The following is a 22644-nucleotide window of genomic DNA, read 5'->3' as shown; positions in this document are numbered from 1 at the left end:
CTTATTGCGGCGGCAAATACTTCAGTGGGTCGACTGGTTTACCCTGTCGGCGAACTTCGAAATGCAACATCACGCGGTCGGAATCGCTATTGCCCATCTCAGCGATCTTCTGCCCCTTCGTTACCGCGTCCCCCTCTTTTACCATCAAAGCGCGGTTGTGTGCATACGCGGTGAGATAAGTTGCATCATGCTTGATGATAATGAGATTGCCGTAACCACGCAGCCCATTTCCTGCATAGACGACGCGACCATCGGCCGACGCTTTAACCGGCTCGCCCGCGGAGCCGCCGATATTGACGCCTTTGTTGGTCGAGTCGTTGAAGGTGTTGAGAAGCGGACCGCGCACCGGCCATGCAAATGCTACGTTGCCCGCCGCCGCGCTGCCGAGCTCGGCGTTCGCCGCAGAGGAATTGGCCGGAGGCGCAGCTACCGCGCCGTTCGCGGGCGTACCGTTCGTCGCGCCGCCGTAGAGCGGCGGCATCGCGGCGCCGACCGCGGCCGGCGCGCTGCTGTTCAGCGGCGCGCTTTGCACCGCGCCCGTGCTGCCGATCGGCGCGGTCGACACGCCCGGCGTGATGGCCGCGGTATTCGCACCCGGCGGCACGACGCGCAGCAGCTGGTCGACTTCGATCTGATTCGGATTGGTCAGGTTGTTCCACGTCGAGATGTCGCGGTAATTCTGGCCGTTTTCGAGCGCAATGCGGTACAGCGTATCGCCCGGCTTCACGCGATAGTAACCGGGCGGCGGCGGACCGAGCGGCACCGCCGGTTGCGCCGCGCCCTGCGCGGTGGAGAGCACGCCGCCGCCGGAGCGGTCGACGACGGGCGCCTGGTCGAGCCGGGATGCACAGGCCGTCATCAACAGGGACAAGGCGAGCACGCACACGCTGCGCTGGGTTACGGTCAGGGGGGGATTCGGGGTGGTTCTCTGCATCGCGCGCAACATACTCATCGGTGTCAAATCACTCCGGATTTTAAGGGTACAAAGAAAACGCGATCAAGCCGCGACTCGCGCCATTGCGCGGGCCCGAGGCGCTCGACCAGCGTCAGCACCTGGCTCTGTCCTTCCTGCGAGCCGACCGGCGCAACCAGACGTCCGCCGATCGCAAGCTGCTCGAGCAGCGCCTGCGGAACGTCGAGCCCGGCAGCCGCGATCACGATCGCGTCGAACGGCGCCGCCGACGGCAAACCGAGCCGCCCGTCGCCGTAATGCAGCCGGATATTCGGAATGCGCAGCGGACGCAGATTCGTCTTCGCGCGCTCGGACAGCGGCTTGATGCGTTCAATCGAATAAACCTCGCGCGCGACCTGGCTCAGCACCGCTGCCTGATAGCCGCAACCGGTGCCGATTTCGAGCACCGTATTCGGCGCGCGCCCGGCCGCCGCGAGTTCGATCATCCGCGCAACCACGGACGGCTTCGAGATGGTCTGGTGATGACCGATCGGCAGCGCGGCATCTTCGTACGCCTGAGCCGCAAGACCCGGATCGACGAACATGTGGCGCGGCACCGCCGCCATCGCGTTCAGCACACGCTGGTCGCTGACGCCATTGGCTCGCAGGCGTTCGACCATCCGTTCGCGAACCCGTTCCGAGGTCAGCGCGAGTGCGTTGTTCATCGCGCTGCTGCTTGCGCCGCCGAATGCACCGCTCATCGCACCGGCTAGCGCGGCGTTCGACGCGGGTTTCGCGCCTTGCTGCGATTGCGGCTGAAGTGGTGGTGTCGGACGTGCGCTGTGTGCAGACGCACGCGTCGAGGTTTTGCCTGGCTTGACCGACGACTTCGGTGCTTGCTTGACAGGCTGCCCTGCCAATGCACCGGACAACGAGTTCGCCGTAGTCTTTGCAACAGGCGCGGCCTGCGGCTTCGGCGGCATCGCCCCGGTGGTTCCGGTTGGCGTGCCCAACGTAGCAATCTGCGTCTTCGCCTGGGGAATCACCTGGGGTCGCGTCGCCGGCGTTGACGTTGTTTGCGCCGCAGCGGAGGTCCTCGCTTGCGCTCGTGCGGCCGCGCCGCCCTGCGTCGGTTTCGCCGACTGCTGCCGCGCATTCAACGCCGCGCTCGCCGCGAGCGCCGCCGCGCGCATCTCCCCCGGACGTCCCTCGGGCCGGCGCGGTTCGCGCACCAGGTCCTCGAGACCTAGCGGAAAGCGCTTCGCGCGCTCGCCAGTCATGAACTGCCGCTCCCGGCGCGTAGCCAGTCGCGCGCCGCGGGCAGCATTTGCGTGTAGGTCAGATCGAGCTGCAGAGGCGTGATCGACACGGCGCCGTTCGCGACCGCGTGGAAGTCCGTGCCTTCGCTCGCGTCGCGCGCCTGGCCCGAGGCGCCGATCCAGTAGATCGGTTCGCCGCGCGGATTGGTTTGGCGGATGACCGGCTGCGACGGATGACGTTTGCCGAGTCGGGTGATCTCCCGGCCGCGCAGTTGGTCATACGGCAGGTTAGGAATATTGACGTTCAGCAGCGGATGTCCCGGCAACGGCCGCTCGAGATAATGCGCGACGATTTCGGCGGCAACGCGCGCCGCGTCTTCGAGATGCACCCAGTCTTTGTCGACCAGCGAAAACGCGATGGCCGGCACGCCGAACATGATGCCTTCGGTGGCGGCCGCGACGGTGCCGGAATACAGCGTGTCGTCGCCCATGTTCTGGCCGTTGTTGATACCCGACACGACGAGGTCCGGCGTATGGTCGAGCATGCCGGTCAGTGCGATGTGCACCGAGTCGGTCGGTGTGCCGTTCACGTAGTAGAAGCCATTCGCCGAACGCAGGACCGAGAGCGGCCGCCACAGCGTCAGGGAATTCGACGCGGCGCTGCAGTTCTGTTCGGGAGCCATCACGGTGACGTCGGCGATCGGCTTCAGCGCTTCGTAAAGCGCGGCGAGGCCCGGCGCCAGATAACCGTCGTCGTTGCTGAGTAGGATTCGCATGCGCCGATTGTAACCGAGGAAAGATGGCACGCGAACGACATGGTCGGCGTCTCTGCATGGCGCGCACGAGCGTCGTGCTAGCCGGGTTTATTCAGGTGCGCGGAGGCTTGTGCCGAACGCAAAAATGCTGCTTTGAGTCGCAATCCGCAGCGCAATGAATCGTACGGTCGTGCGCTTTGCTTTACACTCGAAACCGTTGCGAACCCTGAACGATATGGAGCCACGATGCGCGCGATTCGCTGCAAGCAATACGGGCCGCCCGAGAGCCTGGTCGTCGATAACCTGCCGGATCTCGAACCGCCGCCAGGCCACGTCGTGATCGACGTGAAGTCCGCAGCCGTCAATTTTCCCGACGTGCTGATCATCGAGAACAAATACCAGTTCAAACCGCCGCTGCCGTTCACGCCGGGCTCGGAAGCCGCGGGCATCGTGCGCGCGGTAGGCGAAGGCGTCACGCAGTTCAGGCCCGGTTCGCGCGTGGCCGCGTTCACCGGCTCCGGCGGTTTCGCCGAACAGGCGCTCGCACCCGCCGCAGCCTGCGTGCCGCTCGACGACGATGTGTCGTTCGAACTCGCGGCCGCGTTCACGCTCGCGTATGGCACCTCGCATCACGCGGTGGTCGATCGCGGCGCGCTGCAGCCTCGTGAGACGATGCTCGTGCTCGGCGCGGCTGGCGGCGTCGGGCTGGCTGCGGTCGAAATCGGCAAGGCGCTCGGCGCGCGCGTGATCGCGGCGGCATCGAGCGACGAAAAGCTCGCGACCTGCGTCGAGCACGGCGCGGACGCGACGATCAACTACAGCAGCGAGGATCTGCGCGAGCGCATCAAGGCACTCACCGACGGCAAAGGCCCGGACGTGATCTACGACCCGGTCGGCGGCGTGTATGCGGAGCCGGCGTTTCGCAGCATCGGCTGGAGGGGGCGTTATCTGGTGGTCGGCTTTGCCAACGGCGAGATCCCGAAGCTGCCGCTGAACCTGATGTTGCTCAAGGGCGCAAGCGTAGTCGGCGTATTCTGGGGCGATTTCGCGAGGCGTGAGCCGCAGCGCAACCGCGCGGCATTCGAGCAGATGACCGGCTGGATTCGCGAAGGCAAGCTCAAGCCCTATGTGTCCGCCCGCTATTCGCTCGACGACACCGGCCGCGCGTTGCGCGACATGGCCGAGCGTCGCGTGATCGGCAAGGTGGTCATCACGCCGTAGCGCAAGCAATCAGGCAGCATGAAAAACGGCGCGGCGCCCGAAGGCGATTTCGGACGCCGCGCTGCTTGCGATCCACACTCACAGCTTCTCGGTATCGCCGGTGCGCGGCTGCCACTTCATCAAACGCCGCTCCGCGATCCCGACGATCGCGTCGAGAATCAGCGCGAACGCGGTGAGCACCAGAATGCCCGCGAACACGGTGTTGATATCGAAGGTGCCTTCGGCCTGCAGGATCAGATAGCCGACGCCGCGCGCCGAGCCCAGATACTCGCCCACCACCGAGCCGACGAACGCCAGCCCCACCGACGTATGCAGGCTCGAAAACACCCAGCTCATCGCGCTCGGCAGATAGACGAAGCGCAGCAGCTGTTTGCGGTTCGCGCCGAGCATGCGCGCGTTCGCGAGCACGACCGGGCTCACTTCCTTCACGCCCTGGTAGACGTTGAAGAACACGATGAAGAACACCAGCGTGACGCCGAGCGCGACCTTCGACCAGATGCCGAGGCCGAACCACACGCCGAAGATCGGCGCGAGAATCACGCGCGGCATCGAGTTCGCGGCCTTAACGTACGGATCGAACAGCGCGCTCGCGGTCGGCGCGAGCGCGAGCCACAGGCCGACGCCGAGCCCGATCGCGGTGCCGAACACGAACGCGAGCACGGTCTCTACGAGCGTGATCCACAGGTGCAGATAAATCTCGCCGCTCGTGAACCACTCCCAGATCCGCTGCAGCACTTTCTGCGGCTCGCCGAAGAAGAACGCCGCCTTGTTCGGATCGTCGAAATAGAACGGCGGCACCAGCGTCGGGCTCGTCAGCACGTACCACAGCACGAAGCACAGCACGAGCAGCAGCCACTGCCAGATCACCAGATTCGCCCGGTTTGGGCGCAACGTCTTCCACATGACTTGGATTGCCTCGGACGATTGTCGAATGCGTCTTCTCTATTGATGCGCATGCAGGGATGCGCGGCACACTCAAACAGCGGTCAGTTGCTGCTGATACCCCTTGAGCACTTCATCGCGCAGCACGCCCCAGATCTGCGCATGCAATTCGACGAAGCGCGGATGCGAACGGATTTCGGCGACATCGCGCGGCCGTGGCAGATCGATCCGGAACTCGCCGATCGGATGCGTGGCGGGGCCGGCCGACAGCACGACCACGCGATCCGACATCGCGATCGCTTCGTCGAGATCGTGCGTGATGAACAGCACCGCCTTGCGCTTCGCGGCCCAGAGGTCGAGCAGTTCGTTTTCCATCAGCTGCCGAGTTTGAATGTCCAGCGCGGAAAACGGCTCGTCCATCAGGATGATGTCGGGATCGAGGATCAGCGTTTGCGCCATCGCGACGCGCTTGCGCATGCCGCCCGACAGCTGATGCGGATAGCGGTCGCCGAAGCCGCCGAGTCCAACGCGCTTCAACCACTCTTCGGCCTTTGCGCGCGCGTCTGCGGCCGACATGCCGCGAAACGACAGGCCGGCCATCACGTTGTCGAGCGCCGAGCGCCACGGCATCAGCGCATCGGCCTGAAACATGTAGCCCGCGCGGCGATTCAGGCCATCGAGCTTTTCGCCGAACACGCTGACCGCGCCCGTGGACGGCTGCAGCAGCCCCGCGCCGATGTTCAGCAGCGTGGACTTGCCGCAGCCGGTCGGCCCGACCACCGACACGAACTCGCCCGGCTCGATACGCAGCGTCGTGTCTTTGACCGCTGTGTAGCGCTGCGCGCGGTTGTCGCGTGCGGCGAACGTGCAGGTGATGTTTTCGAGCGCCAGGGCAGCAACGGTCATCGTACGGCTCGCTTCAGGGATCGGGTTTGCGGGGAGATGTCGCGGCGACGCTGGAGACCGCGCGCGCCGCGTCGTTTATGCCTTGACGGTCGTCAGCGCCTTCTTCACGAAGTCGTTGGTCCACGTCTTCGACAGATCGATCTGCGCGTTCTGGATCATCGGATCGAACGCTTTCAGCGTCTTCAGCGACGTCGCGGGGCCGTCGGCGGGCATCAGGCCGTCGGGCGACATCGCTTCGCGCACATGCTGCCACGCGTCGAGATAGAGTGCGCGGTCGCCGAGCAGATAGCTCTCCGGCACCGTATTGATCAGTTCGCTGCCGCTCGCGTTCTGCAGCCACTTGAGCGCGCGCACCATCGCATGGGTCAGCGCCTGCGTGGTGTTCGGGTTCTTCGTGATGAACGACTGCGACGCGTAGAGGCAGCCCGCCGGCATGTCGCCGCCGAACACGGTGTGCGTGTCGGCGAGCGTGCGCGTATCGGATACGACGCGCACTTCGCCGGCGCGCTCGAGGCGCGTGACGACCGGATCGAGATTGGCGATCGCGTCGATCTGGCCGGACTGCAGCGCGGCGATCGCACCGGCACCCGCGCCCACGCCGATGAACGCGACGTCTTTCGGACTGAGCCCGGCTTTCGCGAGCACGAAGCTCGCCATGATCGACGTCGACGAACCCGGCGCGGTCACACCGATCTTCTTGCCCTTCAGATCGGCGATCGACTTGAAGTTCGGCATCGTCTTCTTCGACACCGCGAGCACGATCTGCGGCGCGCGGCCTTGCAGCACGAACTCACGGAACATCTGCTTTTGCGCCTGCAACAGCAGCGTGTGTTCGAACGCGCCGGAGACCACGTCGGCGCTACCGCCGACTGCCGCCTTCAGCGCCTGCGAGCCGCCCGCGAAGTCGGAAATCTCGACTTCGAGCCCTTCGTCCTTGAAGTAGTTGCGGCGCTCGGCGATCGTCAGCGGCAGGTAGTAGAACAGGTTCTTGCCGCCGACCGCGATGGCGACCCTGGTGGTCTCGGGTTTGGCCTGAGCGAAAGCGAACGGTGTGGCCGCGAGCGAGGCGCCCGCGAGCGCCGCACCGCCGGCGAGGAAGGTTCTGCGTTGCATGGTCCGTTGTCTCCAGATTTTTTTAGTCCGGCTTTTGACCGCCCGGGTGCGCGTTGCGCACGCGCTTGGCACGGTGTGTGGCTTGCCGGTCGCGCGGAGCCGATCGTGCGTCAGCGCCGCGCTTTAAGCGCTCGTCTCAATGCGTTGCACTGTGCGCATCAGACGATCTGTTGCGCCCGCAACCGCGCGATGCCGTCAGCATCATAACCCAGTGATTGAAGGACTTCATCGGTATGTTCACCCAGTTCCGGCCCTAGCCAGCGCGTCTCGCCGGGCGTCGCCGACAGCTTCGGCGTGACCGTGGGCAGCGTGATTTCCTTGCCGTCCTGCCACTTGAAACGCTGGATCATTTGCCGCGCGATGAACTGCGGATCGGTGAACATATCGGCGACGCTGTAGATGCGGCCCACCGGTACATCCGCCGCGTTCAGCACCGCGAGCGCTTCGTCGATCGTGCGCGTGGACAGCCACGCGGCGATCGCGGCGTCGATTTCCTGGGTGCGCGGCACGCGGCCGTCGTTATGCGCGAGCGCCGGATCGTTCGCGAGATCGTCGCGTTCGATCGCGATCATCAGCCGCTTGAAGATCGGATCGCTATTGCCGCCGATCACGATGCTGCCGTCGCTGCACGGATAAGTATTGGACGGCACGATGCCCGGCAGCGACGCGCCGGTACGCTCGCGCACCATTCCGTAGACGCCGTATTCGGGCACCACGCTTTCCATCATGTTGAAGACGGCCTCGTACAGCGCGACGTCGACGACCTGCCCCCTGCCGCCGTTCACCTGCTTGTGATGCAGCGCCATGAGCGCGCCGATCACGCCGTGCAGCGCGGCGATCGAATCGCCGATCGAAATGCCGATGCGCGGCGGCGGCAGATCCGGATAGCCGGTGATATGGCGCAGACCGCCCATCGATTCGGCGATCGCACCGAAGCCGGGCCGGTCGCGATACGGACCCGTCTGGCCGTAGCCCGACAGACGCACCATTACCAGACCGGGGTTCTCGGCGGACAGCACGTCGTAGCCAAGCCCGAGTTTTTCGAGCAGCCCCGGCCGGAAATTCTCGACGACGATATCGGCCTGTTTCGCGAGCCGCCGCACGATCTCTTTGCCCTCTTCGGCTTTCAGGTTGATCGTGACGGACTTCTTGTTGCGCGCCTGCACGGCCCACCACAGCGACGTACCGCCCACTTCCGGATACAGCTTGCGCCATTTGCGCAGCGGGTCGCCACCCTGGGGGTCTTCGATCTTGATGACGTCGGCGCCGAATTCGCCGAGAAAACGCGCGGCGAACGGCCCGGCGATCAGCGTGCCGAGTTCCAGCACCTTGACGCCGGCGAGCGGACCGCGTGCGTCATGCGGTGCGGTGCTCGCGCCTGAATCGGGGGTGGCGCTCATGAGTCTCCTTTGTCGGCCAGAGTTTGTGCACAGCGCTTACTCTGATGCCCTGCAAGTAGGTTGCATGGTTTCGTATCGCCATGCGCACGGTCCGCACGGCTAGCGACGACGCGTGTCTTCACGGGTACCACGCCGGCCAATGCAAGCCGCGTGGCTACATCGAACGACGGTCGAGCATCGCGCGCGCGATCGTGCCCGCGTCGACATATTCGAGCTCGCCGCCCACCGGCACGCCGCGCGCGAGACGCGTGACGGCAAGGCCGCGCGCCTTCAGTGTCTGTCCGAGGTAATGCGCGGTGGCCTCGCCTTCGTTGGTGAAATTGGTGGCCAGCACGACTTCCTTGACGACGCCATCCGACGCGCGCTTCACGAGCCGGTCGAAATGGATCTCCTTCGGGCCGATGCCGTCGAGTGGACTCAACCGCCCCATCAGCACGAAATAGAGGCCGCGATAGGTCATCGTCTGTTCGAGCATGATCTGGTCGGCCGGCGTTTCGACGACGCACAGCAGCGACGGATCGCGCTCCTCATCGAGGCAGACCTCGCAGATCTGCGCTTCGGTAAACGTGTTGCACTTTTCGCAGTGACGCAGATGCTCGGTCGCGAACAACAGCGAGCGGCCGAGCTTTTCGGCGCCTTCGCGATCGTGCTGCATCAGGTGATACGCCATGCGTTGCGCGGACTTCGGCCCGACACCGGGCAGCGCGCGCAGCGCTTCGACGAGCGCCGACAGGGCGGAAGGTTGTTTCATGCGGATCGGCGTCGACGTGGGTGGTGCTCGAGTGGGCGAATCGGGATGCGGCGTGGTGCTCGGGGACCGGGGCGCGCTTTCGCACCGCGGCAATGAACCGCCGCGGCGCTCACCCGCTTCAGCCTGCTCTCAATTAGAGCAGGTTTAGAACGGCAGCTTGAAGCCCGGCGGCAGCGGCAGGCCGGCGGTCATGCCGCCCATCTTTTCCTGCGCGGTCGCCTCGGCCTTGCGCACGGCGTCGTTGAACGCGGCGGCGACGAGATCTTCCAGCATGTCCTTGTCGTCCGCGAGCAGGCTCGGGTCGATCGACACGCGGCGCACGTCGTTCTTGCAGGTCATCGTCACTTTGACGAGACCGGCACCCGACTGCCCCTCGACTTCGATCTGCGCGAGTTGCTCCTGCATCTTCTTCATGTTTTCCTGCATCTGCTGGGCTTGTTTCATCAGCCCGGCGAGTTGGCCTTTCATCATGGACGTGCTCCTTCTAGATAGCGTGAAATCTGGCATTCCGGCGCCGCGCTGCGACGCCGCCGCGAACGATGAATCAGTGGGCCGGCGCCGCGCCGTTCGGAGCGGCGTCCGGGGTAATCGGGCGGATCGAGCCCGGCACGATGCTCGCGCCGAATTCGCGAATCAGCGACTGCACGAACGGATCGGCGCTGATTTCGCGCTCGGCCTCCTGCTGGCGCTGCGCGCGCAGCTTCGCGTCGTGCGCTGCAGCGGTACGGCGCGCCGGGCCGACTTCGACCTGCACGTCGACGTTCTGGCCGAGCCGCTCGACGAGCGCTGCTTTCAGTTTAGCGACCTGCGACGCTTCCGCGTATTGCGGCACCGGCACGTTGAGCTTCAGCGTGCTGCCTTCGAGCGCCATCAGTTCGCTGTTGAACGCAAGCTGATACGAGATGCCCTTCAGCGGCAGATCGACCGCGAGCGCGGGCCAGTCGCCGGTGAAACCGAGCGGATCGAGCGGCACCGCGGGCGGCAGCGGGCGTGTGTCGACGACCGGCGCCGGTGCGGCGGCCTGCGCGGCCGGGCCGCCCATGCGGACGTCGTCGGGGCCGTGGTCGAACACCGGCACGAAGTTGTCGTCTGGCGGAATGAAGTACGCGTCGTCCGCGGCCGACAGCGGCATGTAGTCGTCGGGCGGCATGTCGTCCCAAGGTGGGCTCGACGGGCTGGTCTGTTGCGCGTTGCCGCTTGCGCCGGTGTGGGCGTCTCGGATGGGCGCAGCCTGCGCGGCGCTGTCTTGCGACGCGCGGCGTGGCGCACCGGGGGTCGGCACCGGCACGACCACGCGCGGCGCGGCGGGTTTCGGGGCGACCGGCGCGGCCGGCTTCGCGGCCGCGGGCGTGTTGGGGCGGCCACGGTCGGACGATACTTTCATGCCGGCGTTGCGCAGCACGTCGAGCGCGGCGCTCGCGCCGCCCGCGCGACGCGGCGCGGACTCGGCCGAGGCCGCCGGTGCCGGCGTTGAAGCGGGTGCAGTCAACTCCTGGCGCGCTTCCGGCTCCGGTGCCGTGGCCTCTTCCGCGCGGGCCAGCGCGCTCGGCGCGGACGCAGGTGCGATGTCGGAAGCCTGGTTCGAGACCGGCGCAGTCGAACCGGCGATCGCGGCGCCATCATTCGGGGGCGAGTCTTCCCAAGGTGCCAGCGGACGTGCCGATATAGCCAGTGCGTCCGTCACGCGCGCTGCTTCAGCTTGCGCGGTGTCGGCTGCGGGCTTCGCGATCGGCTTTGCAACCGGCGCGGTCGATTTCATCGCATCGCCCGGTTCCTCGCCGGCGACGCCCACCTGTGGTCCGCGAGTCGGCGCAGCGGCTGCCATGGCCGTCGCGGACGAAGGCGACAGCGCGCGCAGCGCCGCAACCGTCGGTGCACCAGAACGCTTCGCACCGGCGCCGGCCGCACCGGTCTGCGCGCCAGCGGCTCCCGCCGCCCCACCTCCGCCGCCTGTCGGCGCCGGCTCGAACGCGAGCATGCGCAGCAGCGTCATCGTGAAGCCCGCATATTCGTCGGGCGCGAGGCCCAGCTCGCTTCGGCCGATCGTTGCGATCTGATAAAACAGTTGCACCTGCTCGGCGCTCAATGTGTCGGCGAAGCGGCGCAAGTCGGCCGCCTCCGGCCATTCGTCGAGCACCGACGAAGGCGCGAACTGCGCCCACGCGATCCGGTGCAGCAGGCTCGCCAGATCCTGCAGCGCCGTCGAAAACGACAGGCTGCGCAAGGCCATTTCATCGGCGACCGCGAGCACCGCCGCGCCGTCGCCCTGCGCGAGCGCGTCGAGCAGGCGGATCAGATAGCTTTGGTCGAGCGCGCCGAGCATGCCGCGCACCGCGTCTTCGCTGACCTGGTTCGCCGAATAGGCGATCGCCTGATCGGTCAACGATAGCGCGTCGCGCATCGAACCGTCGGCCGCGCGCGCGAGCAGGCGCAACGCCTGCGCCTCGTGAGGCACGTTCTCTTCGCCGAGAATGCGTTCGAGATGCGACACGATATGGCCGGCCGGCATCTGCTTCAGATTGAACTGCAGGCAGCGCGACAGCACGGTGACAGGAATCTTCTGCGGGTCGGTGGTCGCGAGGATGAACTTGACGTGCGGCGGCGGCTCTTCGAGCGTCTTCAGCATCGCGTTGAACGCGTGGTTCGTCAGCATGTGCACTTCGTCGATCATGTAGACCTTGAAGCGCGCATCGACGGGCGCATACACCGCGCGCTCGAGCAGCGCGGCCATTTCATCGACGCCGCGATTGCTCGCCGCGTCCATCTCGACGTAATCGACGAAGCGCCCTTCATCGATCTCGCGACACGCACGGCACACGCCGCACGGCGTCGACGTCACGCCGGTCTCGCAATTGAGTGCCTTCGCGAAGATGCGCGACAGCGTGGTCTTGCCGACGCCGCGCGTACCTGTAAACAAATAGGCATGGTGCAGACGGCCGCCGTCGAGCGCATGGGTGAGCGCGCGCACCACGTGCTCCTGTCCGACGAGCGAAGCGAAATCCTTCGGCCGCCATTTGCGTGCGAGAACTTGATAGGTCATCCGGAAATTGTATCAGTAACAATGGCGCGCAAAACCGATTCGGCAAGACGCGCGAACGCGCGACACGGCCACGACGATGCTCAGTACGAACACGGCGAACGATCAATATTGAAGCGGGGAATACTATGAAGGACAGCCTGCGGAGAATCCGTGAAAACGGCCGCGGAGAAAGAAGCAAAGGAAGGTGACGAGCCCGACCCTCGGCACTGGTGGAAAACGGCTGTGGCTGCTTCGTTCCCGACCTGACCAGGTTGACCATCCCTCCATGCGAGGAGGCCCGTCACGAAAGATTCTATCATTGCCGCGCGCATTGTGCGACTGTTGATATGCGCAAAACGCGAACGACGCTACGCTTCGCATACTGATAACGTCCGCTTGCTGCACGCCGCCCGACGTCATCCCAGCCGCCGCGACGACACCCGCCACGCAAGGCACTTGAGTTCGCCGGGCCCGCCACCATTTAGATTGCAACGCGGTATCCGTGTGCCGCAGACACCGGCCGACGCCGCGGCGGCGACCTATTAGCCCCACTGACCTAATGAGTACTATCGCCATCGGCAACGCATAGCGAATTAAGCTACACTGCCAGTTGAAAGACCCGCATACGCGACTCTTTCCGCGCATTCCGTGAAAATCCGGCATTTTTTCAGACGGTTTTTCTGATTTTCATAGGCATGCGCGGCGGGTTCCCGGATGCGGCAAAGCGAACGGAAATTTTCCCGGTTTTTGACGTATCGTGGCGAGCAATTCAGGCGGGCCTCGAACCGACAGAGGTATTCATAAATGAGCGAACAAATTAAGCATATTAGCGACGCATCGTTCGAACAGGACGTCGTGAAATCCGATAAACCCGTGCTGCTCGATTTCTGGGCCGAATGGTGCGGTCCCTGCAAGATGATCGCGCCGATCCTCGACGAAGTCGCGAAGGACTACGCCGATCGTCTGCAAGTCGCGAAGATCAATGTCGACGAGCATCAGTCCACGCCGGTCAAGTTCGGCGTGCGCGGCATCCCCACGCTGATCCTGTTCAAGAATGGCGCCGTCGCCGCTCAGAAGGTCGGCGCTCTGTCGAAGTCGCAACTCACCGCGTTCCTCGACGGCAACCTGTAAGACATACGGAAGCACGTCGCGGCGCTCGCGGGTTGATCGCGCGCCGCGAGCAGTCGAGAATCGGGCGCATCGGTGGATGCAAACCACCGCGCCCGCCGGTCAAGCGTGTTGTCAACCGGCAACACGCTTTACGACAAAGATGCCACTCCGCCGCACTGGCGGAAATTGGCGTGTGCTATGCTAGAATCCAGAAAACGTCGAAAAGACGTGTAAGTCTTTGAGCGGTTCCGCTCACCCTCCTCCCAGATTTCATTTCGTCGCACCTTCTCCTGCGGGTTCTCCGTATGCATTTATCCGAGCTTAAGACTCTGCACGTGTCCCAATTGATCGAGATGGCCAATGGCCTCGAGATCGAAAGCGCGAACCGCCTGCGCAAGCAGGAATTGATGTTCGCCATTCTAAAAAAACGAGCCAAAGCGGGCGACACGATCTTCGGCGACGGCACCCTCGAAGTGCTGCCGGACGGTTTCGGCTTCTTGCGTTCGCCGGAAACCTCCTACCTCGCCAGCACGGATGATATCTACATCAGCCCATCGCAAATCCGCCGCTTCAATCTGCATACGGGCGACACGATCGAAGGCGAAGTGCGCACGCCGAAAGACGGCGAGCGCTATTTCGCGCTGGTGAAGGTCGACAAGGTCAACGGCCAGCCGCCGGAGGCCTCGAAGCACAAGATCATGTTCGAAAACCTGACGCCGCTGCACCCGAACAAGGTGCTGCTGCTCGAACGTGAAATGCGTGGCGAAGAGAACGTGACGGGCCGCATCATCGACATGATCGCGCCGATCGGCAAGGGCCAGCGCGGCCTGCTCGTCGCCTCGCCGAAGTCGGGCAAGACCGTGATGCTTCAGCACATCGCGCACGCGATCAAACAGAACCATCCCGACGTCGTGCTGTTCGTGCTGCTGATCGACGAGCGCCCGGAAGAAGTGACGGAAATGCAGCGTTCGGTGGCAGGCGAAGTGATCGCCTCCACGTTCGACGAACCCGCCGCGCGTCACGTGCAGGTCGCCGAAATGGTGATCGAGAAGGCCAAGCGCCTCGTCGAAATGAAGAACGACGTCGTGATTCTGCTCGATTCGATCACCCGTCTCGCGCGCGCTTACAACACGGTGGTACCGGCCTCCGGCAAGGTGCTCACGGGTGGTGTCGACGCGAACGCGCTGCAGCGTCCCAAGCGCTTCTTCGGCGCGGCGCGCAACATCGAGGAAGGCGGATCGCTGACCATCATCGGCACGGCGCTGATCGAAACCGGCAGCCGCATGGACGACGTGATCTACGAAGAGTTCAAGGGCACCGGCAACATGGAAGTGCACCTCGAGCGCCGTCTCGCCGAGAAGCGCGTCTACCCGTCGATCAATCTGAACAAGTCGGGCACGCGCCGCGAAGAGTTGCTGATCAAGCCCGAAGTGCTGCAAAAGATCTGGGTGCTGCGCAAGTTCATTCACGACATGGACGAAGTCGAGTCGATGGAATTCCTGCTCGACAAGATCCGCCAGACGAAGAGCAACTCCGAGTTCTTCGACATGATGCGTCGTGGTGGCGGCAGCTAACGCGCAACGTTCGTGCTGGCCGTAGCGGCCGGCAACTGTACAGCATGAAAAACCGCTCGCAGATTGCGAGCGGTTTTTTTTCGCCAGCTATATCGCGGGTGGCGTCAATGCACCGCCGGATGAGCTCGCGTGGGCGTCGAGCGGCTATGCGCTCGTGTTGCTGTTCATCGCGCAGCTAGTCGCGAATCTGACTTTCCGCATCTTCGCGATCGAAGAGTTCCACGTACGGCTACCGGTTGAAAACATCGTGTGGCAGTTGACCATCTCCTTCGCGACCGCCTCGGTGATCATCATCGAACAGCACCGGCTCGCGCTGCATCAAAGTCGCCTCGCGGAGTCCGTGAATCCGTACAATTCGGTCTATCAGAACACGCTCGCGAATCGCGACGATCAGCCGGTCGGTCGCGCAGCACGCCAATTTCCTCGCGTCGCTCGACGGCTTCCATTTTCTGATCGGCGTCACGATATGCGGCGGCCTGTTCGCCGCGTGGCAAAAACAGATCGACTGAAGGTGGGCTCAAGCATGCTGTCGAAACTCACGAACTGGCTGGGCACACGGCGTCGCGAGCGCGCGCTGCGCGATTACGCGATCGACGATTCCTTATGGCAGGCGACACTCGCCGGCCTGCCCTTTCTCACACATCTGAAAGCCCCGGATCTCGCGCGGCTACGCGAGCTGACGAGTCTCTTCCTCGCGCAGAAGGAATTCTCGACCGCGCACGAGCTCGAACTGACCGATGCGATGACGGTCGGCATCGCCGCTCAGGCGTGCCTGCCGGTGCTGAACCTGAGCCTCGATCTATATCGCGGCTGGGTTGGCGTAATCGTCTATCCGGGCGAGTTCGTGATCCGCAAGACCGTCGAGGACGAAGACGGCATCGTGCACGAGATCGAACACGACGCCAGTGGCGAGGCGTGGGAAGGCGGCCCGGTGGTGCTGTCGTGGGAAGACGCGCAGATGACCGACGGCAGCGACGCATACAACGTCGTGATCCACGAGTTCGCGCACAAGATCGACATGCTGAACGGCGAAGCGGATGGCCACCCGCCGCTGATGCGCCGCTGGCACGCGCCGCTCGATGCGCAGGCATGGGCCGACGTGTTCGACCACGCATACGATCATTTCTGCGCGAAAGTCGACGCTGTGCCCGAGCGACGTTGGACGCGTTTCGAACGCGAGTCGCTGATCGATCCGTATGCGGCGGACCATCCGTCGGAATTCTTCGCCGTGTGCAGCGAGGCGCTGTTCGTGAAGCCACAAGCATTCGAGGCGGAGTATCCGGAGCTCTACCGGCTGCTCGCGCGCTACTACCGGCAAGACCCAGCGCGCGTCGGATTGACGTTCACGCCGGTTTGAGACGCTGCAAACGGGCGCCGCTTGCGCCGCAATAGAATCTAGTGGCAGAAAAATCGCCAAGCGACTGATTTTCTGGCATAATCGCGGTTTTTCGACCGTAGGCAAGTGGCTCGCGCCTGAAGGCAGTCTAATTTAAGGCTGCACGCGGGTTGGCTACCGCCAGATTAAAGGAAAGACCATGAAAGAAGGCATTCACCCGGATTACCGCGAAGTCCTGTTCATCGATATGTCGAACGACTTCAAGTTCGTGACGCGCTCGACCATCCAGACGCGTGAAACCGCGGAATTCAACGGCAAGACCTACCCGCTCGCAAAGATCGAAGTGTCGTCGGAATCGCACCCGTTCTACACCGGCCAGCAAAAGATCATGGACACGGCCGGCCGCGTCGAGAAGTTCAACAAGAAGTTCGGCGCCCGCGCTTCCGGCAAGGCAGCAAAGTAATACCGCAACGGTGCCGGCTTCCGGCCGGCAACGGAGCAAACAGAAAGGGCAGCGCGAGCTGCCCTTTTTTGTCGCCTGCGCTTGGGCGGCCGCTGGGTCGCATACCTGCGATGGCATAACCCGGAACCAGCACACCGCGCTTTCACGACACCTGTTACAGGTTGTCCATCGACGTTGCCGGGCGTTACCGGCCGTGACGTGCATCGCACCGCACGACTACAATGCCGGATGCTCGAAACGGGCCCTCCCGCCCTGACTTGCCGGACCGCTCCGGCTGCATCGTTTATCCAGACTCCACACACCGCATGAGACCTGTCGTCCGCCTCACCGCCTCTGCGACCAGTGCGTTGCCGCGCTGGCTGCTGCTGGCCATCTGTATCCTCTACGCCTCGTTCGGCTTGTTCGGCCGCGATCCGTGGAAGAACGAGGACGCGGCTGGCTTCGGCGTCATGTGGACGATGGCGAATGGCGGCGCGCACGACTGGCTGCTGCCGAATCTCGTCGGCAAATATCTGACCGAGGACGGCCCGCTCGGCTACTGGCTCGGAGCGAGCGCGATCCGCGTCCTCGCACCGTGGGTCGACTCGAGCAACGCGTCGCGCGTGTTCACCGGCCTGCTGTTCTGCGCGGGCTGCGCGTTCGTCTGGTACGCGGCGTATCTGCTCGGCCGGCGCGCCGAAGTGCAGCCGTTCAAATACGCGTTTGGCGGCGAGCCCGAACCGCGCGACTATGGCCGCACGCTCGCCGATGGCGCACTGCTTATCCTGCTCGCGTGCTTCGGCCTCGCCGAGCGCGGCCACGAAACCACGCCGCAGCTCGTCCAGTTCGTCTGCATCGCGATGCTCGTCTACGGCCTCGTGCGCATGATCGACAAGCCGATCCAGGGCGCGCTGATCTGGGGCCTCGCGATCGGCCTCGTCACGCTCGCGAGCAGCCCAGTGCTGGTCGGCGCGCTGCTGCTCGGCACGCTCGCGATGGCGCTGATCGTGCGCGAAACGCGTTCGCGCTGGCTGCTGCTCGCGGGTCTGCCCGTCGCACTGGTGCTCGCGGTATCGTGGCCGATCATCGCGCTTGCCGCATTCCCCGACGACGCCGTCTGGTATCTGAACCAATGGCTGCATGTGAGCCTGAGTTCGTTCGCGGGCCCCCCCGGCTCGGTCGCCGCCTATGCGCTGAAAAACCTGCCGCTCTTCACATGGCCCGCCTGGCCGCTCGCGCTGTGGTCGTGGTTCAGCTGGAAGGGCCTGCGGCGCGCGCCGCATGTGGCGATTCCGCTGTCGGTGATCGGGCCGCTGTTCGTGCTCGTGGTGCTGCAAAGCCATCAATCGAATCGACTCTACATGCTGCTGCTGCCGCCGCTCGCGGTGCTCGCCACTTTCGCGCTGCCGACGCTCAAGCGCGGCGCGATCAACGCGATCGACTGGTTCGCGCTGCTGAGCTTCACGATCCTCGGCAGCTTCGTGTGGGCCGTGTATGTGGCGAGTCTGACCGGTTTTCCGCACCCGCTGGCGCGCAATCTCGCGCGGCTCGCGCCCGGCTTCGTGCCGCAGTTCAAGATTCTGTCGTTTATCTGCGCGATCGCGGTGACCGTCTGCTGGTTCCTGCTGGTGCGCTGGCGTCTCGCGCGTCATCCGAAGGTGTTGTGGCGCAGCGTGGTGCTGTCGAGCGCCGGCACGACGCTGATGTGGGTGCTGCTGATGACGCTGTGGCTGCCGGTGGTCAACTACAGCCGGACGTATCGCGACGTCGCGCAGCAGATCGCCAACCACTTGCCCGATGACTACACCTGCATCTCGCCGGTGCGCCTCGGCAATGCGCAGATCGCGACGTTCGCGTATTTCGGCGACATGCATTTCTCGTTCGACCAGGACTGCGACGTGATCCTGCGTCAGGACTCACAGGACTACGGCGACCCGAGCGCGCTGCCCGACTACATCTGGAAGCTCGTGTGGGAAGGCCGCCGCGCGGCCGACCGCGACGAGCGCTTCCGCCTGTACGTGCGCATCGACCGTCCGAAGCCGCCGCCCGGCAAGCGCCGCAACTGGCACAAAAAGCCCGACTGACCATGTTCGCCGACGTACGGAAAATCGCCGCGCTCGCGTGGCCCGTATTGATCGGCCAACTGGCCATCATCGCGTTCGGCGTGATCGATACGGCGATGGTCGGGCGCTACTCGGCCGTCGATCTGGCCGCCCTCGGTCTCGGCTCGTCGATCTACGTCTCGGTCTATATCGGCCTGACCGGCATCCTGACCGCGCTGCAGCCGATCGCCGCGCAACTGTACGGCGCGCGCCGCTACGGCGAGATCGGCGAAGAGGTGCGCCAGTCATGGTGGCTCGCCGCCGCGCTGACCGTGATCGGCTTTCTGATCCTGTTCTTCCCCGGGCCGCTGTTGTCGTTGTCGCACGTGCCCGACGCGCTGCACGAGCGAACGCTCGCGTATCTGCGGATTCTCGCGTTCGGGCTGCCCGCCGGCCTCGCGTTCCGGGTCTACAGTTCGGTTGCCAACGCGCTCGGCAAACCGCGGCTCGTGATGTTCCTGCAGATTGCCGCGCTGCTGCTGAAGATTCCGCTCAATACCTGGTTCATTTTCGGCGGCCTCGGCGTGCCGGCGCTGGGCGGCCCGGGCTGCGCGCTCGCGAGCACGCTGCTCAACTGGGCGCTCGCGGCGCTTGGCATGCTGCTGCTCGCGCGCGTCGACGATTTCAAGGCGCTCGGTATCTTCACGCAGTTCTGCTGGCCGGTCTGGAAGCGCCAGGCCGCACAATTGCGGCTCGGTATTCCGATGGGGTTGTCGTATCTGATCGAGGTCACGTCGTACACGTTCATGGCGCTCTTCATCGCGCGCTTCGGCACGACGACGCTCGCCGGGCATCAGATCGCCGGCAATATCGGCGCGGTGCTGTATATGACCCCGCTGTCGATCGGCATCGCATCGTCGACGCTGGTCGCGCAGGCGCTCGGCGCGCATCGGCCGCAAGCGGCGCGCACGCTGTCACGTCACGGCATCGCGATGGCGGTCGCGCTCGCGTGCTGCTATGGCGCGCTCGTGCTGGTGCTGCGGCCGTATATCGTCGACGGCTATACGACCAACGTGCAGGTCGCGGCGAAGGCGTTGCCGCTGGTGCTGATCGTCGCCTGCTACCACCTGTTCGACGCTTTGCAGATCACGACCGCGTTCGTGCTGCGCGCCTACAAGGTCGCGGTCGTGCCGACCGTCATCTATGCGGTCGCGCTGTGGGGTGTCGGGCTCGGCGGCGGCTATGCGCTCGGCTTCGATACAACCGGCCTCACGCCGCCCTGGCTCACAGGCGCGCGCGGATTCTGGGTCGCGAATACCGCCAGTCTCGCGATTGCCGGGGCCGGCTTGCTCGTGTATTGGCGGATCGTGAGCCAGCGCTATTTGCGCAAGACCGCTGCAGTGCGGGTTGATTCGGCTGTATGAGGCGATGGGGGCTCAGGAAGGCCTCGAATCGAAGTGATGGGACCGTTAGTTGCACCCCAAAGCCGGGGGTGAGACTCTAGCTGTCCTGCATCCGCCATCCCCCTCCCCGTGCAGATCAGCCCTCTCGCGCCGCGTACGCGGCCTCCCCCTGCCGATCCCTGGCCTCGAATATTTCGCGCGCCGCGAACAACGCATTGAGCGCGGCCGGAAAACCCGCATAAAGCGCCATCTGCATGAACACCTCGACGATCTGCTCGCGCGTGCAGCCGACGTTCAGCGCCGCCTCGATATGCACTTTCAACTGCGGCTGCGCACAGCCGAGGGTTGCGAGCGACGCGATCGTCGCAATCTCACGCGTGCGCAGATCGAGCTGCGGCCGGCTGTAGATGTCGCCGAAGCCGAATTCGATCAGCAGGCGCCCAAATTCCGGCGCGATCGGTGCAAGCGCGGCGATTACCTGCTCGCCCGCCGAACCGTCGATTTCCCTGAGCTTGTCCCATCCGCGCGTGTAGCGGTCGTTGTCTGCGTAGTCCATTGCAAGTCCTCATTGGCGTGTGAGGACGACGAGGCTTCGTCGTCCTGTCGTGCCGGATCGGGCTCAAGCGCGCCGCTCGTGGCCGCCTCGTAGTACGCGATCTTGTCGTCGATCGCGCCGAGGTTGCTCTGCAGTTCGGCGATCCGCGCGAGCAGCGCGGTGCGATGCGCGACCAGCAGGTCGCGGCGCTCGCGCATCGTCGGATGGCCTTGCGCGCGCAGCGCGGCGATCTGCTGCATGCCGGAAATCGACATGCCCGTCGTCTTCAGACGCATCACGAAGCGTAACCAGTCGAGATCGGCTGGCGAGTACAGCCGGTGCCCCGCCTGCGTGCGCCCGACCGGCCGGATCAGGCCGGCCTGCTCGTAATAGCGCAGCGTGTGCGTGGATACGCCGATCGTTTCGGCGACCTGACCGATGGTGAGCGCGGTTGAGTGTTTCGACATGACGGACTCAGGTTAGGACTTCGAGTGCACTCTAAGTCAAGCGTCGGACGGTGTCATCCGCCGGCGTTACCCATTCTTTATCGCAAGCGCTTTATCGCGACCGGTATCGACCGATAAATTTACCGGAATTGCATGCGGCTAAAAGTTTTAAAGATTGTATGGCTGGATTTACTTGTCATCGATCGATCGGTATAAATCGACCGCTATCTCAAATCGGGTCTGCGATTTGTTCTATGCTTAAACGCAGCGCCCGCTGACAGGATAGGTCGTCCGTTCCCGGCTAACTTTTTGCCCTCAATGGAGTGCTTGCCATGCTGAAGAAGCTTTTCATGCTTTGCATCGCTGTGGCTTTGTCGCTGTCGGCCGGATTTGCCGCGGCCGTGGAAGTGAATACCGCCGATCAGGCCGCGCTCGAATCGGTCAAGGGCATCGGCCCCGTGCATGCGAAAGCGATCCTCGACGAACGCGCCAAAAACGGTCCGTTCAAGAATGCCGACGATCTCGCCGCGCGCGTGAAGGGCCTCGGCCAGAAATCGGTCGAAAACCTCGAAGCGGCCGGACTGACGATCAACGGCTCGTCGGCGCCGCCGACCGGCGCGAAGACGTCGGCCAGGTCGGCCACGAAGACGACGCCAGCGGCTCCCGCGGCAACCACCGCCGCCGCGCCCGCTGCCACGACGGCAGCGCCGGCCGCGGCTGCTCCCGCGTCGGCCGCGAAGCCGTCGAAGTCGAAGAAGAAGGCGGCTGCATCCGACGCGACAGCCGCTGCGGCGCCGGCCGCCGCGGCAGCTAGCGCACCGGCCGAAGCATCCGGCACCAACGCTTCGAAGAAGAAAGCGAAGAAGAGCAAGGCGGCATCCGCCGCGGCCGCGTCCGGCGCTTGAGGCCGGCGGGGCTGCCGCCCTTGCGTTTCACCGCGACGCGCAACCGCGCGTCGTCGTCACCCGCCCGGCCGTCATGCACGCGCCGGCATTCAAGAGAGACCGTCATGAGCCTACTCGACACCATCGGTTCCCTGCTTGGCAAATCGCCAGAAGGCGGCGGCCAGCAAGCGCTGATCGCAGCCGCGCTCGAATTCGTCAATAACCAGCCTGGTGGCCTGAACGGCCTGATCCAGCGCTTCCAGGAAAAGGGCCTCGGCGAGGTCGTGTCGTCTTGGGTCGGCAACGGCGAAAACCAGCCGATCGCGCCCGACGCGCTGCATAACGTGCTCGGCTCCGAGGCCGTGAGCGGCCTCGCCGCCAAGGCCGGCGTCCAGCCGGATCAGGTGACGGGTCTGCTGTCGCAGATCCTGCCGCACGTCGTCAACGCGGCCACGCCGGAAGGCGAAGTGCCGGCCGATGGCAAGCTGAACGCGACCACGGTGCTCGGCGCGCTCGGCGGCCTGTCGGCGCTGCTCGGCAACAAGGGCAACGCTTGAGCACGCAGTGCGCGATGCGCTGACGGCGGCTTATGCTGCCGGTCGAGGTCGACGCCCGGTTTGAAAACGGCGGGCAAAAAAACCGGCAACGAAGTCGCCTTCGTTGCCGGTTTCTTA

The 22644-nt window shown here is 64.7% G+C and carries 21 protein-coding genes, 1 other RNA gene and 1 pseudogene; 10 read left to right on the top strand and 13 right to left on the bottom strand.

The annotated features are described in order from the left end of the window. Position 1: 1 nt before the first annotated feature. The 3 genes from AB3X86_RS20345 to surE are packed head-to-tail and all read right to left on the bottom strand — an operon-like array spanning position 2 to position 2927. Complete coding sequence (locus AB3X86_RS20345) at positions 2 to 952, bottom strand: peptidoglycan DD-metalloendopeptidase family protein (RefSeq protein ID WP_368597382.1); 951 nt, start codon at positions 950 to 952, stop codon at positions 2 to 4. A gap of 5 nt (positions 953 to 957) precedes the next feature. Continuing rightward, positions 958 to 2172 (bottom strand): protein-L-isoaspartate(D-aspartate) O-methyltransferase, encoded by a 1215-nt coding sequence (locus AB3X86_RS20340; protein WP_368597381.1) that lies wholly within the window; start codon positions 2170 to 2172, stop codon positions 958 to 960. Further along, entirely contained in the window at positions 2169 to 2927 is a 759-nt protein-coding gene (surE, locus tag AB3X86_RS20335) for a 5'/3'-nucleotidase SurE (RefSeq protein WP_368597380.1), read from the bottom strand. The genes AB3X86_RS20340 and surE overlap by 4 nt, the downstream gene beginning before the upstream one ends. A 225-nt stretch (positions 2928 to 3152) precedes the next feature. Here surE and AB3X86_RS20330 point away from each other — a divergent pair, with 225 nt between their 5' ends. Continuing rightward, entirely contained in the window at positions 3153 to 4127 is a 975-nt protein-coding gene (locus AB3X86_RS20330) for an NADPH:quinone oxidoreductase family protein (protein ID WP_368597379.1), read from the top strand. 78 nt (positions 4128 to 4205) lie between these two features. Here the strand turns inward: AB3X86_RS20330 and AB3X86_RS20325 are convergent, their stop codons facing one another. From AB3X86_RS20325 to ffs, 8 genes are all read right to left on the bottom strand, one after another. Continuing rightward, positions 4206 to 5030, bottom strand: coding sequence for an ABC transporter permease (locus AB3X86_RS20325; RefSeq protein WP_176108650.1), 825 nt, complete (start codon positions 5028 to 5030; stop codon positions 4206 to 4208). Positions 5031 to 5102: 72 nt separating this feature from the next. Continuing rightward, positions 5103 to 5915 (bottom strand): ABC transporter ATP-binding protein, encoded by an 813-nt coding sequence (locus tag AB3X86_RS20320; RefSeq protein ID WP_176108651.1) that lies wholly within the window; start codon positions 5913 to 5915, stop codon positions 5103 to 5105. A 75-nt stretch (positions 5916 to 5990) separates the two neighbouring features. Continuing rightward, positions 5991 to 7028 (bottom strand): ABC transporter substrate-binding protein, encoded by a 1038-nt coding sequence (locus AB3X86_RS20315; protein WP_368597378.1) that lies wholly within the window; start codon positions 7026 to 7028, stop codon positions 5991 to 5993. Between the two features lie 158 nt (positions 7029 to 7186). Then, positions 7187 to 8428, bottom strand: coding sequence for a CaiB/BaiF CoA transferase family protein (locus tag AB3X86_RS20310; RefSeq protein WP_368597377.1), 1242 nt, complete (start codon positions 8426 to 8428; stop codon positions 7187 to 7189). A gap of 154 nt (positions 8429 to 8582) precedes the next feature. Then, on the bottom strand, positions 8583 to 9179 hold the full coding sequence (gene recR, locus AB3X86_RS20305; protein WP_018418135.1) for a recombination mediator RecR: 597 nt from the start codon (positions 9177 to 9179) through the stop codon (positions 8583 to 8585). 144 nt (positions 9180 to 9323) lie between these two features. After that, on the bottom strand, positions 9324 to 9650 hold the full coding sequence (locus tag AB3X86_RS20300) for a YbaB/EbfC family nucleoid-associated protein (RefSeq protein WP_008923976.1): 327 nt from the start codon (positions 9648 to 9650) through the stop codon (positions 9324 to 9326). Between the two features lie 73 nt (positions 9651 to 9723). Further along, a complete protein-coding gene (locus tag AB3X86_RS20295; protein WP_368597376.1) occupies positions 9724 to 12219 on the bottom strand; it encodes a DNA polymerase III subunit gamma/tau in 2496 nt (831 codons plus the stop codon). Between the two features lie 183 nt (positions 12220 to 12402). Beyond that, positions 12403 to 12501: signal recognition particle sRNA small type (gene ffs / locus AB3X86_RS20290), an RNA gene on the bottom strand. 501 nt (positions 12502 to 13002) lie between these two features. On the opposite strand from ffs, the gene trxA reads away from it, so the two are divergent. The 7 genes and pseudogenes from trxA to AB3X86_RS20255 all read left to right on the top strand — a co-directional run bounded on the left by trxA (position 13003) and on the right by AB3X86_RS20255 (position 20126). Further along, on the top strand, positions 13003 to 13329 hold the full coding sequence (gene trxA, locus AB3X86_RS20285) for a thioredoxin TrxA (protein ID WP_013089343.1): 327 nt from the start codon (positions 13003 to 13005) through the stop codon (positions 13327 to 13329). A gap of 284 nt (positions 13330 to 13613) precedes the next feature. Next, positions 13614 to 14882 carry a transcription termination factor Rho gene (gene rho, locus AB3X86_RS20280; protein ID WP_008921615.1) on the top strand — a complete coding sequence of 423 codons (1269 nt, stop codon included), beginning with the start codon at positions 13614 to 13616 and terminating at the stop codon, positions 14880 to 14882. A gap of 151 nt (positions 14883 to 15033) precedes the next feature. Beyond that, positions 15034 to 15391 (top strand): annotated as a pseudogene (locus AB3X86_RS20275) (MFS transporter); the annotation flags it as partial. A 14-nt stretch (positions 15392 to 15405) separates the two neighbouring features. After that, positions 15406 to 16239: a zinc-dependent peptidase gene (locus tag AB3X86_RS20270; protein ID WP_368597375.1), complete on the top strand. Its 834-nt coding sequence runs from the start codon at positions 15406 to 15408 to the stop codon at positions 16237 to 16239. 178 nt (positions 16240 to 16417) lie between these two features. Continuing rightward, positions 16418 to 16681, top strand: coding sequence for a type B 50S ribosomal protein L31 (locus AB3X86_RS20265; RefSeq protein WP_012400355.1), 264 nt, complete (start codon positions 16418 to 16420; stop codon positions 16679 to 16681). Between the two features lie 305 nt (positions 16682 to 16986). Continuing rightward, positions 16987 to 18744: an ArnT family glycosyltransferase gene (locus AB3X86_RS20260; RefSeq protein WP_368597374.1), complete on the top strand. Its 1758-nt coding sequence runs from the start codon at positions 16987 to 16989 to the stop codon at positions 18742 to 18744. Between the two features lie 2 nt (positions 18745 to 18746). Then, positions 18747 to 20126, top strand: a complete 1380-nt coding sequence (locus tag AB3X86_RS20255) for an MATE family efflux transporter (RefSeq protein WP_368597373.1) — start codon at positions 18747 to 18749, stop codon at positions 20124 to 20126. 115 nt (positions 20127 to 20241) lie between these two features. On the opposite strand, the gene AB3X86_RS20250 is transcribed toward AB3X86_RS20255, so the two are convergent. Together AB3X86_RS20250 and AB3X86_RS20245 are read right to left on the bottom strand one after the other, a co-directional pair. Then, entirely contained in the window at positions 20242 to 20661 is a 420-nt protein-coding gene (locus AB3X86_RS20250) for a carboxymuconolactone decarboxylase family protein (RefSeq protein ID WP_368597372.1), read from the bottom strand. Further along, positions 20580 to 21107, bottom strand: a complete 528-nt coding sequence (locus tag AB3X86_RS20245) for a MerR family transcriptional regulator (RefSeq protein WP_176119896.1) — start codon at positions 21105 to 21107, stop codon at positions 20580 to 20582. Before AB3X86_RS20245 ends, AB3X86_RS20250 begins: the two co-directional genes overlap by 82 nt. A 311-nt stretch (positions 21108 to 21418) precedes the next feature. Between AB3X86_RS20245 and AB3X86_RS20240 the strand changes: the two genes are divergently transcribed. After that, positions 21419 to 21991 carry a ComEA family DNA-binding protein gene (locus tag AB3X86_RS20240; protein WP_368597371.1) on the top strand — a complete coding sequence of 191 codons (573 nt, stop codon included), beginning with the start codon at positions 21419 to 21421 and terminating at the stop codon, positions 21989 to 21991. A 104-nt stretch (positions 21992 to 22095) separates the two neighbouring features. Then, on the top strand, positions 22096 to 22527 hold the full coding sequence (locus tag AB3X86_RS20235; protein WP_368597370.1) for a YidB family protein: 432 nt from the start codon (positions 22096 to 22098) through the stop codon (positions 22525 to 22527). Positions 22528 to 22644 lie beyond the last annotated feature (117 nt).

The organism is Paraburkholderia sp. BR14374 (assembly GCF_040948685.1).
GTDB lineage: Bacteria > Pseudomonadota > Gammaproteobacteria > Burkholderiales > Burkholderiaceae > Paraburkholderia > Paraburkholderia youngii.
Note: the sequence above shows the minus strand (reverse complement) of the source record. Positions and strands in the feature narration are given on the sequence as shown.

Excerpts from the sequence above, each read along its gene's own strand:
- AB3X86_RS20345 (WP_368597382.1), bottom strand. The coding sequence starts at position 952 with ATGAGTATGTTGCGCGCGATGCAGAGAACCACCCCGAATCCCCCCCTG.
- AB3X86_RS20340 (WP_368597381.1), bottom strand. The coding sequence starts at position 2,172 with ATGACTGGCGAGCGCGCGAAGCGCTTTCCGCTAGGTCTCGAGGACCTG.
- surE (WP_368597380.1), bottom strand. The coding sequence starts at position 2,927 with ATGCGAATCCTACTCAGCAACGACGACGGTTATCTGGCGCCGGGCCTC.
- AB3X86_RS20330 (WP_368597379.1), top strand. The coding sequence starts at position 3,153 with ATGCGCGCGATTCGCTGCAAGCAATACGGGCCGCCCGAGAGCCTGGTC.
- AB3X86_RS20325 (WP_176108650.1), bottom strand. The coding sequence starts at position 5,030 with ATGTGGAAGACGTTGCGCCCAAACCGGGCGAATCTGGTGATCTGGCAG.
- AB3X86_RS20320 (WP_176108651.1), bottom strand. The coding sequence starts at position 5,915 with ATGACCGTTGCTGCCCTGGCGCTCGAAAACATCACCTGCACGTTCGCC.
- AB3X86_RS20315 (WP_368597378.1), bottom strand. The coding sequence starts at position 7,028 with ATGCAACGCAGAACCTTCCTCGCCGGCGGTGCGGCGCTCGCGGGCGCC.
- AB3X86_RS20310 (WP_368597377.1), bottom strand. The coding sequence starts at position 8,428 with ATGAGCGCCACCCCCGATTCAGGCGCGAGCACCGCACCGCATGACGCA.
- recR (WP_018418135.1), bottom strand. The coding sequence starts at position 9,179 with ATGAAACAACCTTCCGCCCTGTCGGCGCTCGTCGAAGCGCTGCGCGCG.
- AB3X86_RS20300 (WP_008923976.1), bottom strand. The coding sequence starts at position 9,650 with ATGATGAAAGGCCAACTCGCCGGGCTGATGAAACAAGCCCAGCAGATG.
- AB3X86_RS20295 (WP_368597376.1), bottom strand. The coding sequence starts at position 12,219 with ATGACCTATCAAGTTCTCGCACGCAAATGGCGGCCGAAGGATTTCGCT.
- trxA (WP_013089343.1), top strand. The coding sequence starts at position 13,003 with ATGAGCGAACAAATTAAGCATATTAGCGACGCATCGTTCGAACAGGAC.
- rho (WP_008921615.1), top strand. The coding sequence starts at position 13,614 with ATGCATTTATCCGAGCTTAAGACTCTGCACGTGTCCCAATTGATCGAG.
- AB3X86_RS20270 (WP_368597375.1), top strand. The coding sequence starts at position 15,406 with ATGCTGTCGAAACTCACGAACTGGCTGGGCACACGGCGTCGCGAGCGC.
- AB3X86_RS20265 (WP_012400355.1), top strand. The coding sequence starts at position 16,418 with ATGAAAGAAGGCATTCACCCGGATTACCGCGAAGTCCTGTTCATCGAT.
- AB3X86_RS20260 (WP_368597374.1), top strand. The coding sequence starts at position 16,987 with ATGAGACCTGTCGTCCGCCTCACCGCCTCTGCGACCAGTGCGTTGCCG.
- AB3X86_RS20255 (WP_368597373.1), top strand. The coding sequence starts at position 18,747 with ATGTTCGCCGACGTACGGAAAATCGCCGCGCTCGCGTGGCCCGTATTG.
- AB3X86_RS20250 (WP_368597372.1), bottom strand. The coding sequence starts at position 20,661 with ATGGACTACGCAGACAACGACCGCTACACGCGCGGATGGGACAAGCTC.
- AB3X86_RS20245 (WP_176119896.1), bottom strand. The coding sequence starts at position 21,107 with ATGTCGAAACACTCAACCGCGCTCACCATCGGTCAGGTCGCCGAAACG.
- AB3X86_RS20240 (WP_368597371.1), top strand. The coding sequence starts at position 21,419 with ATGCTGAAGAAGCTTTTCATGCTTTGCATCGCTGTGGCTTTGTCGCTG.
- AB3X86_RS20235 (WP_368597370.1), top strand. The coding sequence starts at position 22,096 with ATGAGCCTACTCGACACCATCGGTTCCCTGCTTGGCAAATCGCCAGAA.